General features: G+C 29.0%; 19 protein-coding genes. 18 read left to right on the plus strand and 1 reads right to left on the minus strand.

What is annotated here, in order from left to right; translation table 11 throughout:
• The 6 genes from mtaB to hpf all read left to right on the plus strand — a co-directional run bounded on the left by mtaB (window position 1) and on the right by hpf (window position 3,748).
• Window positions 1-1,302, plus strand: a complete 1,302-nt coding sequence (gene mtaB / locus CHL78_RS00670) for a tRNA (N(6)-L-threonylcarbamoyladenosine(37)-C(2))-methylthiotransferase MtaB (protein ID WP_094367191.1) — start codon at window positions 1-3, stop codon at window positions 1,300-1,302.
• 38 nt (window positions 1,303-1,340) lie between these two features.
• On the plus strand, window positions 1,341-1,691 hold the full coding sequence (locus tag CHL78_RS00675; RefSeq protein ID WP_094367192.1) for a histidine triad nucleotide-binding protein: 351 nt from the start codon (window positions 1,341-1,343) through the stop codon (window positions 1,689-1,691).
• 161 nt (window positions 1,692-1,852) lie between these two features.
• Entirely contained in the window at window positions 1,853-2,032 is a 180-nt protein-coding gene (gene rpsU, locus CHL78_RS00680) for a 30S ribosomal protein S21 (protein WP_021125460.1), read from the plus strand.
• Between the two features lie 28 nt (window positions 2,033-2,060).
• Window positions 2,061-2,504 (plus strand): GatB/YqeY domain-containing protein, encoded by a 444-nt coding sequence (locus CHL78_RS00685; protein ID WP_094367193.1) that lies wholly within the window; start codon window positions 2,061-2,063, stop codon window positions 2,502-2,504.
• A gap of 130 nt (window positions 2,505-2,634) precedes the next feature.
• Entirely contained in the window at window positions 2,635-3,132 is a 498-nt protein-coding gene (locus tag CHL78_RS00690) for a TspO/MBR family protein (protein ID WP_094367194.1), read from the plus strand.
• Window positions 3,133-3,220: 88 nt separating this feature from the next.
• Window positions 3,221-3,748 carry a ribosome hibernation-promoting factor, HPF/YfiA family gene (gene hpf / locus CHL78_RS00695; RefSeq protein ID WP_094367195.1) on the plus strand — a complete coding sequence of 176 codons (528 nt, stop codon included), beginning with the start codon at window positions 3,221-3,223 and terminating at the stop codon, window positions 3,746-3,748.
• Window positions 3,749-3,826: 78 nt separating this feature from the next.
• On the opposite strand, the gene CHL78_RS00700 is transcribed toward hpf, so the two are convergent.
• Entirely contained in the window at window positions 3,827-4,780 is a 954-nt protein-coding gene (locus CHL78_RS00700) for a hypothetical protein (RefSeq protein WP_094367196.1), read from the minus strand.
• Between the two features lie 230 nt (window positions 4,781-5,010).
• On the opposite strand from CHL78_RS00700, the gene CHL78_RS00705 reads away from it, so the two are divergent.
• The 12 genes from CHL78_RS00705 (at window position 5,011) to glyS (ending at window position 15,973) form a co-directional block, all read left to right on the plus strand.
• Window positions 5,011-5,247 carry a YabP/YqfC family sporulation protein gene (locus CHL78_RS00705; protein ID WP_094367197.1) on the plus strand — a complete coding sequence of 79 codons (237 nt, stop codon included), beginning with the start codon at window positions 5,011-5,013 and terminating at the stop codon, window positions 5,245-5,247.
• Window positions 5,248-5,260: 13 nt separating this feature from the next.
• On the plus strand, window positions 5,261-6,544 hold the full coding sequence (gene yqfD, locus CHL78_RS00710) for a sporulation protein YqfD (protein ID WP_094367198.1): 1,284 nt from the start codon (window positions 5,261-5,263) through the stop codon (window positions 6,542-6,544).
• A 37-nt stretch (window positions 6,545-6,581) separates the two neighbouring features.
• On the plus strand, window positions 6,582-7,577 hold the full coding sequence (locus CHL78_RS00715; protein WP_094367199.1) for a PhoH family protein: 996 nt from the start codon (window positions 6,582-6,584) through the stop codon (window positions 7,575-7,577).
• A 38-nt stretch (window positions 7,578-7,615) separates the two neighbouring features.
• Window positions 7,616-8,074 (plus strand): rRNA maturation RNase YbeY, encoded by a 459-nt coding sequence (gene ybeY, locus CHL78_RS00720; protein ID WP_094367200.1) that lies wholly within the window; start codon window positions 7,616-7,618, stop codon window positions 8,072-8,074.
• 5 nt (window positions 8,075-8,079) lie between these two features.
• The gene (locus tag CHL78_RS00725) at window positions 8,080-8,811 is read left to right on the plus strand and encodes a diacylglycerol kinase (protein ID WP_094367201.1); all 732 of its coding nucleotides are present in this window, start codon (window positions 8,080-8,082) and stop codon (window positions 8,809-8,811) included.
• Between the two features lie 245 nt (window positions 8,812-9,056).
• A complete protein-coding gene (gene era, locus CHL78_RS00730) occupies window positions 9,057-9,947 on the plus strand; it encodes a GTPase Era (RefSeq protein WP_094367202.1) in 891 nt (296 codons plus the stop codon).
• A gap of 11 nt (window positions 9,948-9,958) precedes the next feature.
• Entirely contained in the window at window positions 9,959-11,338 is a 1,380-nt protein-coding gene (gene mgtE / locus CHL78_RS00735; RefSeq protein WP_199533960.1) for a magnesium transporter, read from the plus strand.
• A 70-nt stretch (window positions 11,339-11,408) separates the two neighbouring features.
• Window positions 11,409-11,564, plus strand: a complete 156-nt coding sequence (locus CHL78_RS00740; protein ID WP_094367204.1) for a YqzL family protein — start codon at window positions 11,409-11,411, stop codon at window positions 11,562-11,564.
• Window positions 11,530-12,303 (plus strand): DNA repair protein RecO, encoded by a 774-nt coding sequence (gene recO / locus CHL78_RS00745; protein ID WP_094367205.1) that lies wholly within the window; start codon window positions 11,530-11,532, stop codon window positions 12,301-12,303. Before CHL78_RS00740 ends, recO begins: the two co-directional genes overlap by 35 nt.
• Window positions 12,296-12,898 carry a DUF4342 domain-containing protein gene (locus CHL78_RS00750; RefSeq protein ID WP_199533961.1) on the plus strand — a complete coding sequence of 201 codons (603 nt, stop codon included), beginning with the start codon at window positions 12,296-12,298 and terminating at the stop codon, window positions 12,896-12,898. Before recO ends, CHL78_RS00750 begins: the two co-directional genes overlap by 8 nt.
• A gap of 130 nt (window positions 12,899-13,028) precedes the next feature.
• Window positions 13,029-13,907, plus strand: coding sequence for a glycine--tRNA ligase subunit alpha (glyQ, locus tag CHL78_RS00755; protein ID WP_094367207.1), 879 nt, complete (start codon window positions 13,029-13,031; stop codon window positions 13,905-13,907).
• The gene (gene glyS / locus CHL78_RS00760; RefSeq protein ID WP_116041151.1) at window positions 13,907-15,973 is read left to right on the plus strand and encodes a glycine--tRNA ligase subunit beta; all 2,067 of its coding nucleotides are present in this window, start codon (window positions 13,907-13,909) and stop codon (window positions 15,971-15,973) included. Before glyQ ends, glyS begins: the two co-directional genes overlap by 1 nt.
• Window positions 15,974-16,014: the final 41 nt, after the last annotated feature.

Here is a 16,014-nt window from a genome sequence, read left to right on the forward strand (position 1 = left end):
TTGAAAAAAGTAGCATTTTATACTTTAGGATGTAAAGTAAATCAATATGAAACAGAAGCCATGCTTGAAATGTTTAAAAAAGATGGCTATGAACAAGTTGAGAGTGAAGAATATGCGGATGTTTACGTAATCAATACTTGTACAGTAACACATATGAGTGATAGAAAATCACGTCAATATATTAGAAGGATGAAAAAGAAAAATCCTGATGCAATAATAGCTGTTGTAGGATGTTATTCTCAAGTATCACCAGAAGAAATACTTGATATAGAAGAAGTAAATTTAGTTATGGGTACTAATGAGAGAAGAACAATAGTAGAAGAAATAAAGAAAATAGATTCTACAAAAAAGGCAAGTACAGTAGATGACATAATGAAGGTTAAAGCATTTGAAGAAATAGAAGTAAGCCAATCTAATGGTAAAACAAGAGCATTTATGAAGATTCAAGATGGATGTGATAGATTCTGTACTTACTGTATAATACCTTACGCTAGAGGTGGAAGAGTAAGAAGTAGAGATATTGAAAGTATACTTACAGAAGCTAAGACTTTAGCTGAAAATGGTTATAAAGAAGTTGTATTAACTGGTATTCATGTGGCATCATATGGAAAAGACCTTAGAGAAAGTCAAATAAAATTACTAGATGTAATAAAGAAAATAAATGAAATAGATGGAATTGAGAGAATTAGATTAAGTTCAGTTGAGCCTATATTATTTACAGATGAATTCGTAAATGAAGTTAAAAACATGAAGAAAGTATGTCCTCATTACCATTTATCTTTACAAAGTGGATGTGATGAAACTTTAAAGAGAATGAATAGAAGATATACGACAGAAGAATATAAGGTAATAGTTGATAGATTAAGAGAAAATATACCTAATGTAGCAATAACTACAGATGTAATAGTAGGTTTTCCTGGGGAAACTAATGATGAATTCAAAAAAACTTATGAATTCTTAAAGGACATAGAACTTTCTCAAATGCATATTTTCAAGTATTCACCTAGACAAGGTACTCCTGCTGCAACTATGGAAAATCAAATTGACCCACAGATGAAGCAAATGAGAAGTGACCAACTTTTAAATTTAAGTAAAGAAAATTTTGAGAAGTTTGCAAAGAAATTTGTTGGAGAAGAGTTAGATGTATTATTTGAAGCAAATATAGTAGAGAATAAATTTGAAGGTCTTACACCAAACTATATAAGAGTTGTAGTTGATAGTGATAAAGATTTACAAGGTAAGATATTAAAAGTTAAAATAACAGACGTAAAGCATGAGTACGTAGAAGGAATTTTGGCGTAACATGTAGAAATAAACTTTTATATTAGGAGGTGTTAAGATTGAGTTGTATATTTTGTAAAATTATAAACGGAGAAATTCCATCAAGTAAAGTTTATGAAGATGATAAGGTCCTAGCGTTTAATGACATAAATCCAGTAGCTCCACACCATATATTAGTAATACCAAAAAAACATTACGACAGTATTATCGATATAAATGATGAAGATATGGGGATTATATCACACATTCATAGCATAATTAATAAAATAGCTATAGAGAAGGGATTTAGTGAAACTGGATTTAGAATTATAAATAATTGTGGAGATGATGGAGGTCAAGAAGTTAAGCATATTCATTACCATATATTGGCTGGAAAGAAGCTTCCACTTTACGAATCTCTACAAAAATAGACTAAATTTAAAATTAAACTTTCTTCTTGGAGAAAAATACTTGAAAAAAATTAAAGATTAGTTTATAATAAAAAAAGTGTGAGGTTGTAATGCATTTATGCAGATATAATCGTAGTTACAGTCCCAGCATAATTCGCGCTATCGGAGGGAGGGAAAAAGAAATGTCAGAAGTAAGAGTAAGAGAAAATGAAACATTAGACAGCGCTTTAAGAAGATTCAAGCGTTCATGTGCAATGTCTGGCATCATGTCTGAAGTTAGAAAAAGAGAGCACTATGATAAGCCAAGCGTTAGACGTAAGAAAAAGGCAGAAGCAGCAAGAAGAAAAAACGCTAAGAAATAGTAAATAAAGATTTAAAGAGGTGAAGGGAATGTCCCTTAAAGTAAAGTTACAGGAAGATCTAAAGTCTTCTATGAAAAATAAAGATACAGTTAAAAAATCTGTAGTAACTTTAATAAGAGCTTCTGTAAAGCAATTCGAAGTAGATAATAGAGTCGAGCTTGATGATGAAGCTATTATAGATATAATAGCTAAACAAATGAAGCAGAGAAAAGACGCTTTGGTTGAATTCGAAAAAGCTGGAAGAGAAGACTTAGTAAATGAAACAGAAGCTGAGATCGAAGTTTTAAAAGAGTACCTACCTCAACAGTTAAGCGAAGAAGAGCTAAACGAAATTGTAAAATCTACTATATCTGAAGTAGGAGCTACTTCTATGAAGGATATGGGAAAAATTATGTCAGTTATAAGACCTTTAACTAAAGGAAGAGCTGATGGAAAACTTATAAATGAGTTAATTAAAAAAAACTTACAATAGATTAAAAACCTAGAGAGCAATCTCTAGGTTTTTTTATATTATAAAAAATTAGAAATAACTGATAAGAATAATAAAGACTCCTTGTACATATTTATTAATTAAAAGAAGATATTGAAAGAGGGGGAATAAATTGATTATATCAGTAAAACAAGTTAGAAATTTTTTTATATGTGTGTTAATTCCTTTAGCAGTAGGTTATGCAAGTAGTGTTATTTCTAATTTAATAGCTGGAATAGATATCTCAACTTACTATACACAACTTATAAAGCCAAGCTTTGCACCTGTAGGTTTTGTATTTCCAATAGTGTGGACAATACTATACATACTTATGGGAATATCATCTTACTTAATAATTAAAAATGGATGTGAATTAGCAAAAGTAAAAGATGCCATGTTTTTTTATTGGCTTCAACTAGCACTAAACTTTATATGGAGCATACTATTTTTTGGACTAGACCTAAGATTAACGGCAATGGTAGATTTGGTAATTTTATTATTAGTAGTTATAAATATGACTTTAAAATTTGCTAAAATAAATAAGAAAGCTGCTTATTTAAATATACCATACATAATTTGGTTAATATATGCTGGCTTTTTAAATTATTTTATATGGATAATTAACAGATAAACTTTGAGTAATAATAATAAATTTAACACATATATTTAACTAATATTAAATATAGTATTAAATTATAGGCTTGAAGGGAGACGTTAGTATGGAAACAAACATATATGCAAGGCAGATAAAGCTAACTGAAGGAATAGAGGAATATATATGTAGTAGCATCAACAGGTTAGAAAAGTACCTAAATCCTGATTCACAAGTCAAAGTAAGAATAAGCACCAAAGATAATAGGCAAAAGATAGAAGTAACAGCTATACTTACTAATGGGCCTATTTTAAGGGCTGAAGAATGCCACGAAGATTTATATTCGGCTATTGATATGGTGTGTGATAGATTAAATGATCAAGTAGTAAAATATACAGATAAAATTAAAGAAATAAATATTAAGAGGGCTAAATCAGATATTGAGAATCTAGAGGTAGAAAATGAAAATAAAAAAGATATAATCTTTTACAAAAAGAAAAAATTTCTTGTTAAACCAATGAGTGTAGAAGAAGCTATACTTCAGATGGAACTCTTAGGACATGATTTTTATATGTTTAGAAATCAAGACACCTATGATATAAATGTTACATATAAGAGAGATAGCGGAGGTTATGGGTTAATTGAAGAAGAATAAGAGTGACAGTTCGTAAAAAATACTGAGATAATATCTCAGTATTTTTTTGTAAGTAGAATTAGTATTTTGATATGTTTTTTATAATAAATAAATTTCTTGGATTGCCATATATTTTGTATTTATAGTCACATAGATACTGCTAAAAGGATTATCTTTTTCTTTAGGTAGATTTAGATTGTATCTAAATTTATAATTTATAATATTTTCTATATCTGAAGAGATAACAGTATAATTTTCATCAAAACTTAAGTAATTAAATAAACTATTGAGTTTTTCTTTTAAGTAATTATGAGAAAAAACTATGGATTCTTGTTTTGACATATTTAAATTTATTTCTTTTGATTCATTTATAGATTGAGAAATATAAAATACAGTAGCATCTTTTGCGAATAATTTGACATTAAAGTATCTATTATTTGATATAAAAAAATATTGATAAAATTTGCTTTCTGAATTATTTTCAAAAAATACTTTATAGTATTCATCACATATGTTTTTTTCTAATAAATTATTATTAAAGAAAAACTTTATGGCGTCAATAGATACTGACCTTAAATATTTAGTGGATATTTCTAGTTGGTCTTTATCTTTTAATTTACTGTAGATAGGATTGAAAAGCTTAAACTGTGATTTATCAGAGGTGGTATTTATAGGATGAACACAGTGAATAGATGATATAAAGCTTAGATAACTATTAATTAGACCTATTAAAATCTGATAGTAAAAAGTATTTTTAACATATTTTTTTAAAGTTTCTAGTTCGCTAAGTACCTTTAAATTAAATTCAAGCAAAATATTAAGATCACATTCAGAGTATTTACTTATTTTTAGAGAGGTTATATCGTCTATAGGTAACACATCTTTAGATAAATATTCATATAAATAACACATGATTTTAATATTTCTTAGATTTTCCTCCTTTATATCTGAAAGGCAGTTTAGATAATTGTATGAGTTAGTATTTATTAGGGTGTTAATCATAAAATCTATGCAGGTACATTTTTGTATTATGCTTATAAAATCATTTTTCATAAACATCATCCTTTCAATTTAGATTTAAAATATTATATTATTTACTTTATTCAAAAAATCAAAATAAGTTTACAAGGATATTTATTTAAAAATTAATATTTGTAATTAGTAGCTATTAAATATGGTTTTATTTATTTATTTCTAAAATATACTTTAAATATATAGATAATAATTAAAAAAGTAATTTAACAATATTATAAACATAAAATATATTAAGGAGGTATAGGCATATGGTAGATATATCAACAGATTTGCAGGTAAATCAACCTACGGTAACTATTATAGGTAATACATTTGTAAGCATAGAGAATTATTTATCGATAATAGTATACGATACAGTTTTAATAAAAATTAAGACTAAAATTAGAACGGTTAAAATAACTGGGGATAAGCTATCACTAAAATATATTACTGATGGAGAAATAGGCATAAAAGGTATTATATATAGTGTGGAATATATAGATTAGGGGGAGATACAAGTTGATAAGTTATATTAGGGGATACTATGTGATAACTGTAGAAGGAATAGGGACTGAACAATTTTTAAATCATCTTATTAGAAATAAGGTAAATGTATATAATGTGAATAGAACAAGTAATACTAAAATTGAGTTTTGTGTTGAACGAGAAGACATGAAGCGATTTAAACAAGTTTATAGGGGTAGTAAATATGAAATAAAGGTAAAGCAAAAGACAGGAATTCCATTTGTACTAAAGAGAATATATAAGCATAAGGGGATGTGGATTTTTGCATTGGTATCCTTAGTTTTATTAATGCTAACATCTCAATTTGTAACAGATATATATATCCAGTCTCCAGAGGGTATTAAGCAGGAAGAATTAAGAAAAGAGCTTTACAATGCGGGATTAAAACCTGGAATGTATAAAAAAAGTATAGATAGAAAAGAGATTAGGGATTACCTGATGTCTAAATTTGATGATATAGCCTATGTTTCGCTTAACGTAAAGGGAACAAATATATTTGTTACAGTAACAAAAAAAGCAGAGACCTTAAAATCTAATGAAGACTCTAATTATTGTAATATAATTGCAGAGAAAAATGGTATAATAGAAAAAGTAATACCAAGAAGTGGTAACCAAGTAGTAAACCCTGGAGATATTGTACAAAAGGGTGATGTTTTATTAAATGGAGCTGATACGAAATCTATACCTGAAGTATGGGCTAATACATTTTATGAGGTCAAAAAAAGTGCAAGCTATATAGAGAATGAAAAAGAAAAGACAGGCAATAGCAAAAAAGTATTCACATTTAAGTTTTATGATAATAAATACATGCTTAGGAGAAAAATAAATTATAGTGACTATACTGTAGAAAATAAAGAGTACAAATTAACGTTAGGTAATTATACATTTCCTTTATCAATAAACGTAAGTACTTTTCATGAAACTAAAAAAGTCGAAGTGAAAAAAGATAAAGAAGAACTTAAAAAAGAATTATCTAAACAAGCATTAAAAGAATTAGAATATATACTACCTGTTTCAGCTAAAATAATAGATATAAAACATGGGCACAAAGTTAATAAAAATATGTTAGAATATGTAGTAACAGTAGAAACCAGTGAAAATATAGCAGAAGTTTATAAACTTAGTAAATCAGAGGCAGAACAAATAATTAAAAATCAAAGTAAAGCACAAGATGGTGAAGAAGTTCCTTCTAATCCAGAAAAAAGACCAATAAATGATATAAGAAATGAATTTGAGGATAATAGTAATAATAATAATGAAAGTAATGAGAGTAATTAATATTAATACATAATAAGTTTAGAGGAGGCAAATTCAATTGATAGTACAAAAGAAATTTATAGTGTCTGAGAAAACTTTTGAAAGAGAATTGTTTGGTAATATTGATGAAAATATAAAACTTATAGAATCAACTTTGAAGATAGATGTTATTTTAAGGGAAGGTAATATAGTTTTAATGGGAGAGGAAAAGAATGTTGACTCGGCATTAAAACTTATGAATGAATTACATAATACAGTGTCTAATGGGAAAAAATTAGACAAACAGAGTATATCTTACTCTTTATCTTTGCTATTTGAAGGAAATGAAGATAAAATCAAAGAACTAGAAGATACTATTCTTGTTAATCAAAAAGGTAAATCTATTCAGCCTAAAACACTTGGGCAAAAAAAATACATAGAGTTAATAAATAGAAATGAAATTACATTTGGCATAGGTCCGGCGGGTACAGGTAAGACATATCTTGCAGTTGCCATGGCAGTAAAAGCATTGAAAAGAGATGAAGTTAGCAAGATTATTCTTACAAGACCTGCTGTAGAGGCAGGTGAAAATTTAGGATTTCTACCTGGGGATATGAAGGATAAGGTAGACCCATATCTAATACCTTTATACGATGCATTGTTTGAGATGCTAGGAGCAGATAGATTTAATAAATATTTAGAAAGAGGAACAATAGAAGTTGCTCCGCTAGCTTTTATGAGGGGGAGAACACTTAGTAATGCTTTTATAATACTGGATGAGGCTCAAAATACGACACCTCAACAGATGAAGATGTTTTTAACTAGATTAGGATTTGGTTCTAAAGCTATAGTAACAGGAGATTTAACTCAAACTGATTTGCCAGAAAAGAAAAAAAGTGGTCTTATTCATGCTACAGATGTACTACAAGATGTTGAAGGTATAGGTATAATTACCTTAACTCAAAGGGACGTTGTAAGACATGAGTTAGTGCAAAGAATTATCAGAGCTTATGAGAATTATGATGAAATAGCGGAGAATAATAAAATAAGGAACTTTGAAAAAATAAAAAAGTAACACAAGATAAATATAACTAATGAAAAGTAGGTGCAACAATGGAATTAATATTTGATGACAGACAGAATAAAATAGAAACTAGCGATGCCTTAATAGAGAAAATAAAGGATATAATACTAGAGTGTTTAGACTATGAAGGATATGATGATGATTATGAAATAAGTTTATCTTTTGTAGATAATAAAGAAATACATGAACTTAATAGAGATTATAGAGGTGTAGACAGAGCCACAGATGTTTTATCTTTTCCACTTTTAAGTGATGAATTTGATATAGAACTGGAAGAGGAGTCTTTAGGGGATATAGTTATATCTCTTGAAAGAGCTTTAGAACAAAGTATTGAGTATAATCATAGTTTTGAGAGAGAAGTATGTTTCTTAGTATGTCATAGTATGTTCCATCTTTTAGGATATGACCATGATACTGATGAGAATACAAAAGAAATGAGAGAAAAAGAAGAGTATATACTTAATAAGCTAAACATAACAAGGGAGTAAGTTTTATGAAACCAGGAAAAACTCGCCAAGGAATAACTAAAGCGTTTAATGCAGCAATAGAGGGGATATTATATACATTTAAATTTGAAAGAAATATGAAGATACACTATGTAATGGCAGCAGTGATACTAATAGCAAGCCTGTTTTCTGGTTTTGACAAAATAGAAATGCTGTTATTGATATTTTCTATAAGTTTAGTGATCATATCTGAGATGTTTAATACTGCTATAGAAAAAACAATAGATATGATTACGGATGAGTATCATGTCTTAGCCAAAATAGCAAAAGATGTAGCTGCTGGTGGAGTTTTGATAGCTGCACTAAATGCTGTAGTAGTAGGTTATATTTTATTTTATGATAAATTAACGAATGTATCAAACTCGCTATTTAACATGATAAGAAGTTCACAGTTACATGTTACATTAATTTGTATAGCTTTAGTTTTGATTGCTGTAGTTGTTGTAAAAGCATTAACATCAACTGGAACACCACTTAAAGGCGGAATGCCAAGTGGTCATGCAGCTTTAGCATTTGCATTTGCAACAATAATAACATTTCTTATTAATAACACAGTCGTATCAACACTTGCTTATCTTATGGCATTGTTAGTAGCGCAAAGTAGAATAGAAGGAAAAATACATACTTTTTGGGAAACTGTAGCTGGCGCTTTATTAGGAGTATTGGTTGCAATATCAGTACTACAAATTGGCCAATTCTTCCCAATGAGGATACATTAAAGTGGCGGTCTCTAAATAAATATTTTATAAGAAATAAGCGATTAGTGAAATTTCAATATAAAACATTTATATTTTGAGACGGTCACTTTTGTGTTATAATGAAAGATACTTAATTAAAATGCTGTTAAAAATCATTAAATTGTGATAAAATAAGAATATTTATTATGTATTTACTATAATATAATTTAAAACGATCAAAATTAAGATAAATTAAATAATCAACTAGAGACGTTAGGAGAAACAATATGTTTAAATCAGGATTTGTCAGTATAGTAGGAAGACCAAATGTAGGTAAATCTACTCTTATGAACAATGTTGTAGGAGAAAAAATTGCAATAATGAGTGATAAACCTCAAACAACAAGAAATACAATACAAGCAGTATATACGGATGAAGGGTGCCAAGTAGTATTCTTAGATACGCCGGGTATACACAAACCGAAAAATAAGTTAGGTGAATTCATGGTTAAATCAGCTACAGATGCATTTAGAAATGTAGATGTAGTACTATTTGTAGTAGATGATTCTAAAACTATAGGGCCTGGAGATAGAAAAATTATAGAAGATTTAAGAGGAGTTAAAGCACCTATAATTTTAGTGTTAAATAAGATGGATCAAATAGAAGAATCAGATTTATTTGATATGATGAAGATGTATCATGCAGAAGGAGTATTTAAGGAAATAGTTCCTATATCAGCTCTTAAAGGTAGAAATACGAAGGAATTATTAAAGGTAGTACAAAAATATCTAGAAGAAGGTCCAAAGTACTTCCCAGATTATATGATAACAGATCAACCAGAGAGAGTATTAGTATCAGAGCTTATAAGAGAAAAAGTTCTTCACTATGTTCACGATGAAATACCTCATGGAGTTGCAGTAGAAATAGAAAAAATGAAATCAAGAAAAGATAAAGAAATAGTTGATGTATCAGCTGTAATATACTGTGAAAGAGACTCTCACAAAGGTATCATTATTGGAAAGAACGGAAGAAAACTTAAAGGAATAGGAAAATCTGCAAGGGAAGATATGGAATTACTTTTAGGATCACAAATAAATCTTCAATTATGGGTTAAAGTAAAGGAAAATTGGAGAAATTTACAAAATTACGTAAGTAATTTTGGTTATACTGATAAATAAAGGTGGGTAATATGGATAGGAAAGATGAAGCTTCCAAGGATTTGTTAAGTGAAGTAAAAGTATTAATTGATAGTAATAAAATATTAGAACTGAGAGAATTATTAGAAGAGTATCATATAATAGATATATTCGATATAATGGAGTATCTTGATGAAAGTATGAAAATAAAACTATTTGAAATACTTCCAATAGATATGGCAGCATCTATATTAGAAGAAAGTGATGCTGAATTTTTTAGCACTATATTATCTAAAATAGATATTGACCACAGAAAAAATATTTTAGAGCTAATGTCTCTAGATGATATGGCTGATATTTTAAGTCAACTACAAGAAAAAGAAAGAGAAGAAATAATGGAACTATTAAGTCAGGAAGATGCAGATGACGTAAAAGAACTATTATTTTATGAAGAAGAATCTACTGGTGGTATAATGACTACAGGGTATATAGAGATAAATAAGCATATGACAGCTAGAGAAGCAATAGAGCATATGAGAGCCAATGCAGAAGAAGCTGAGACTATTTACTATATATATGTAGTTGATAATGAAGAAAGATTAGTAGGTGTATTATCTTTAAGAGAACTTATAACATCAAGAGATGCTAGTATTGTAGAAGACTTAATGAGTGAAAATATAATTTCAGTTTATGTAGATGAAGATAGAGAGGAAGCTGTTAGATTAGTATCGAAATATAATCTTATAGCAATCCCTGTTATAGATAGAGATGAAAAGCTAAAAGGTATAATTACTGTAGATGACATAATAGATATAATGGAAGAAGAAGCTACGGAAGATATGTATAAGTTTGCAGGAACTTCAGAACATGAAAGAGAAGTCGTAGAAAAAGTAAATCCAACACCTAAGGAACAGATTTTCTCATCAGTAAGAGCAAGAATTCCTTGGCTTATTATGACTCTAATAGGTGGGCTTATATCAACATCAATACTTTCTAACTTAGATTTTATAATGAATCCAACTTATGCATCATTAGTATTTTTTATACCAGTAGTGATAGGCATGGGAGGCAATATTGGAACACAATCGTCAGCTTTAACTGTGATGGCTTTGTCCAATAAAAATTTAGATTTTGATAATGTGATAAGAGAGGGTATAGTAGGACTTATTACTGGAATTTTATGCAGTATAGTAATAGGTTTAGTGACATCTATATTCATAAAAGATATAAGTATTGTTTTAGTTGTATCTATATCATTATTTATAAATATGATAGTTGGGGCTATGATAGGTGCATTTATGCCTGTTTTATTAAAAAAGTTGGACTTAGATCCATCTATTGTTTCAGCTCCATTAATATCTACAGCACTTGATATGACTGGGATAACTATATATTTTATAATAACAACCATATTATTGACAAAAATTGCTTAATAACTTAATGTATTATTTACCCTCTTCTTACTAAAAATATAATATAAGCGTAAGAAGGGGGTTTTTAAAAATGAACAATTTATGTTGGGAAGTTTTTAAAAAGACGGGTAGTATAGAAGCCTATCTATATTTACGCGACTGTAAAAACTTAGATACTGAAATAGAAGATATAAGGGAGATCGATAACGACCATGATAATGCTGAATACCCAGGGGATAGTACTTAGAGCTGTAAGGTATGAGGAAAATGACGTAATATTAACTCTGTTTACAAGGAAACTAGGAAAAGTAGCTGCGTTGGCAAAAGGAGCTAAAAAAAATAAAAGTCCTTTGTTACCTTCATCGCAGCTATTTTCTTATTGTAACTACACACTTAAAAAACAGGGTACTATGTACCGAGTAAATCAAGGAGATATAATAAAAAGTTTTTATGATATATCTTATGATTTAGATGCATTTTCATACGCTACATACATTACAAAACTAGTAGAGAACTCTACGGTGGAAAATCAAACTAACAACAGGTTATTTATTCTCCTTGCTCAAACGCTACATCTATATACTCAAAATGATGTTGACAAAAAATATATAACTCATGCTTTTGAATTGAAGTTTTTAGATTATATAGGATTTAAACCTGTAGTAGATAGATGTGCTAATTGTCAAAGTAAAAGTTTGGAAAAATATGTATTTAATATATATGAAGGTGGTATAATATGTAATAAGTGCAGTGATATGTTTGAAAATAATCTTAAGATTGATTTAACAACTGTAAAGCTTATGGAATATATATTAAGTAATGACATAATAAAGTGCAGTAAAGCTAAAGTATCTAAGTATATAGTTTATGAGCTACAAAACATACTTAGAGGTTATTTACAGGTCTACATTGAAAATGTAAATCTAAAATCATTACACTTTTTACAAAGTATCCAAAATGATAAGGGAGTTGATAAGGGTGAGTAACAAAGTAACTATAGAAAAGCTAGATGCAATATTAGAAAGAATTCCTAGTGCAACATATGCAGATGCAAAGCAAGCTCTTATGGAATGTGATGGGGATGTAGTTGAGGCTATTATTTTAATAGAATCATCTAAAAACTTTAGCAAGACAAGTAAAGCAAAGAAAACAATGGAAGAAGTATTTAATAAAGACAGTGAAGATATAAAAGAATTAAAAAATCAGGTTAAAGAGCTTCTTAAAAGGAGTAGTGTAATAAGAGTAATAGTTGAAAGAAATTCAAAAGTTATTGTTAATATACCTCTTACATTAGGAGTTGTTGGATTAGCTTTAGGACCATTATATACACTTGTAGGTTTATCAGCAGCAGTAATAGGAAAATGTCGTATCAAAATACAAAATGAAGATGATGGTTCCGTTGTTGACTTAGGTGAATTAAATGAAGAAAAAGTAAATATGTTAAAAAACATGTTAACTAATACAGCCAAGGAAGTAAAAGATGTTGTAGTAGATAAGAAAAAAGATGATAAAGATATAACTGATGAATTAATGAAGGAATTCGATAATCAAGAAAATAAAGATGACAAGGAAGATAAATAGGGTCAATCCTAGTATATTGACAAAATTTATACTATTTGTTATTCTAAAAGTTATAAAAGAACTATTAAACGGCCTTTCGTGTAGACGAAAGGCTTTGTTGCTATAGATTATATATATAGGAGGTATTCTTATGAATTTTCAAAATATGATACTAACTTTGCAAAATTATTGGGCAAATCAAGGATGTATCATGATGCAACCTTACGACGTTGAAAAAGGTGCGGGGACTATGAACCCAAATACATTATTAAGATCTTTAGGTCCTGAACCGTGGAAGGTTTGCTACGTAGAGCCATCTAGAAGACCGGCAGATGGTAGATATGGAGAAAACCCAAATAGATTATATCAACATCATCAATTCCAGGTAATACTTAAGCCATCTCCAGATAATATTCAGGAATTATATCTAGGAAGTTTAAAGGCAATAGGAATAGATCCAAATGAACATGATATAAGATTTGTTGAAGATAACTGGGAATCAACTACTGTTGGTGCTTGGGGACTTGGATGGGAAGTATGGCTAGATGGTATGGAAATTACTCAATTTACATATTTCCAACAAGTTGGTGGCATAGAGTGCGAACTTGAAACTGGTGAAATTACATATGGATTAGAAAGACTAGCTATGTACATACAAGATGTTGATAGCGTATATGATTTAAAATGGAATGATGAAATAACATATGGAGATGTATTCAAAGTAGCTGAATACGAAAATTCTATGTATGCATTTGAAGAATGTGATGCAGAAATGTTATTCAATTTATTTGATATGTATGAAAAAGAAGCTACAAAGCTTATGGAAAAGGGTCTTGTTATTCCATCTTACGATTATGTATTAAAATGCTCTCATACTTTTAATACACTAGATGCTAGAGGAGCTATAGGTGTTAGTCAAAGGGCTTCATTTATAGGAAGAGTAAGAACTATGGCAAGAACTGTTGCAAGTATTTATGTGAAGCAAAGAGAAGAAATGGGATATCCTCTTATAAAGGATGGTGACAAATAATGAATAATTACCTTTTATTTGAAGTTGGTGTTGAAGAACTACCATCAAGATTTGTTAGTAGTACTTTAGAGCAAATAAAAAGCAACTTAACTAAGCAATTTAATGAAGACAGAATAGAATTTGATAATATAGAAACTTATGGAACACCAAGAAGATTAACTTTTATAGTCAAAGGAATAAGTGAAAGACAAAGTAACTTAGAAGAAGAAGTAAAAGGACCGGCTAAGAAAATAGCGTTAGATGAAAATGGTAACTTTACTAAACCAGTACTTGGATTTATGAGAAGTAAAGGTCTTAAAGAAGAAGATGTATACTTTAAGCAAGTTGGTAAAGATGAGTATGTATTTGGAATAATAAGACAAGAGGGTAAGAAAACTTGTGAAGTACTAAAAACAATATTACCTGAAGCTGTTAAGAATACTACATTCCCTAAATCTATGCGTTGGGGAGGAAAGAACATAAGGTTTGCTAGGCCTATAAGATGGATAGTAACTTTATTAAATGATAATATACTAGAATTTGACTTAGAAGGAATTATATCTTCTAACGTAACAAAAGGACATAGATTCTTAGGACAAAGCGAGTTTGAAGTTAATTCTTTAGAAGATTATCTTGCTAAATTAGAAGAGAACTATGTAATACTAGATCAAGATACAAGAAAAGAGCTTATTAAAAAGCAATGTATAGAAGTTGCAAACTCACTTGGTGGAGAAGTTGAATTCGATGAAGATTTACTTGAAGAAGTAACTCACTTAGTAGAATATCCAACGGCTTTCTATGGTGAATTTGATGAAACTTATGCAAATCTTCCAAAGGAAGTTGTAACAACTCCGATGAAAGAACATCAAAGATACTTCCCAGTATTAAAAGATGGTAAGTTACTTCCTAACTTTATAGCAGTTAGAAATGGTAATGATTACTGTATAGATAAGGTTAAATCAGGAAATGAAAAAGTTTTAGTTGCAAGACTTGAAGATGCTCTATTCTTCTATAAAGAAGATACTAAGAGAAATTTAGAGTCTTATATAGAAAAATTAAAAACAGTTGTGTTCCAAGCAAAACTTGGTACAGTATACGATAAAACTGTAAGAATGGAAAATTTAAGTACAAATATACTTGAAGCACTAAACTTATCTAGTGAAAAAGAAGATGCTATAAGAGCTGCTAAGTTATCTAAGGCTGACTTAGTTACAGGAATGGTATTTGAATTTACAGAGCTTCAAGGTATTATGGGTAGAGAATATGCAAAGGTAAGTGGAGAAAATGAAGCTGTAGGTGAGGCTATATTTGAACACTACCTACCAAGATTTGCAGGGGATATACTTCCTCAAACTAACCCTGGTATAGCTTTATCTATAGCTGATAAATTAGACTCTATAGCAGGTTTCTTTGCAATAGGCATACAACCAACAGGATCACAAGATCCATACGCTCTAAGACGTCAAGCATTGGGTATACTAAGTATACTAATGGATAAAAAATTAGATGTAAATATACATCAATTAGTAGGTTATACTTTAGACAACTATTCTAACCTAGAATTTAATAAAGAAGAAATAACTACTCAAATAATAGAGTTCTTTAGAGAAAGAATCAAAAACTTATTTAGAGAATTAGGAATAAGATATGATGTTATAGATGCTGTATTAAGTTCAGATATAAATGATATAAGTGACATGCATACTAGAGCTGTAGAGCTTAACAATTGGCTTCAAACAGATGGACTAGTAGAGATGTTAACTGCATTTAATAGAGTTTCTACTTTGGCACAAAAAGCTACTAGCAGTGTTGTTAAAGAAGAATTATTAAAAGAAGATGCAGAAGTTAAGTTATATAATGAATTTAAAATAGTAAAATCTACTGTTGAGAATTTATTAAATGATAAAAAATATAGTGAAGCTTTAGATGCATTTGCATCTCTAAGGCCTGTTATAGACAATATGTTTGATTCTGTAATGGTTATGGATAAAGATGAAGCTATAAAAGAGAATAGACTTGCTTTACTTAGACAGATATATGATACTATGTTAATGATTTGTGATTTATCTAAAATAGTATACAAATAAGCTTAACTGTGAAATGATTGTAATATATTATTAAAATATAT

The organism is Romboutsia weinsteinii (assembly GCF_002250835.2).
Lineage (GTDB): Bacteria > Bacillota > Clostridia > Peptostreptococcales > Peptostreptococcaceae > Romboutsia_A > Romboutsia_A weinsteinii.

What these genes read in the sequence shown, in the direction of transcription:
- rpsU (WP_021125460.1), top strand. Translation starts at nt 1,853, where the DNA reads ATGTCAGAAGTAAGAGTAAGAGAAAATGAAACATTAGACAGCGCTTTA.
- CHL78_RS00685 (WP_094367193.1), top strand. Translation starts at nt 2,061, where the DNA reads ATGTCCCTTAAAGTAAAGTTACAGGAAGATCTAAAGTCTTCTATGAAA.
- hpf (WP_094367195.1), top strand. Translation starts at nt 3,221, where the DNA reads ATGGAAACAAACATATATGCAAGGCAGATAAAGCTAACTGAAGGAATA.
- CHL78_RS00700 (WP_094367196.1), bottom strand. Translation starts at nt 4,780, where the DNA reads ATGAAAAATGATTTTATAAGCATAATACAAAAATGTACCTGCATAGAT.
- CHL78_RS00705 (WP_094367197.1), top strand. Translation starts at nt 5,011, where the DNA reads ATGGTAGATATATCAACAGATTTGCAGGTAAATCAACCTACGGTAACT.
- ybeY (WP_094367200.1), top strand. Translation starts at nt 7,616, where the DNA reads ATGGAATTAATATTTGATGACAGACAGAATAAAATAGAAACTAGCGAT.
- CHL78_RS00725 (WP_094367201.1), top strand. Translation starts at nt 8,080, where the DNA reads ATGAAACCAGGAAAAACTCGCCAAGGAATAACTAAAGCGTTTAATGCA.
- era (WP_094367202.1), top strand. Translation starts at nt 9,057, where the DNA reads ATGTTTAAATCAGGATTTGTCAGTATAGTAGGAAGACCAAATGTAGGT.
- mgtE (WP_199533960.1), top strand. Translation starts at nt 9,959, where the DNA reads ATGGATAGGAAAGATGAAGCTTCCAAGGATTTGTTAAGTGAAGTAAAA.
- CHL78_RS00740 (WP_094367204.1), top strand. Translation starts at nt 11,409, where the DNA reads ATGAACAATTTATGTTGGGAAGTTTTTAAAAAGACGGGTAGTATAGAA.
- recO (WP_094367205.1), top strand. Translation starts at nt 11,530, where the DNA reads ATGATAATGCTGAATACCCAGGGGATAGTACTTAGAGCTGTAAGGTAT.
- glyQ (WP_094367207.1), top strand. Translation starts at nt 13,029, where the DNA reads ATGAATTTTCAAAATATGATACTAACTTTGCAAAATTATTGGGCAAAT.
- glyS (WP_116041151.1), top strand. Translation starts at nt 13,907, where the DNA reads ATGAATAATTACCTTTTATTTGAAGTTGGTGTTGAAGAACTACCATCA.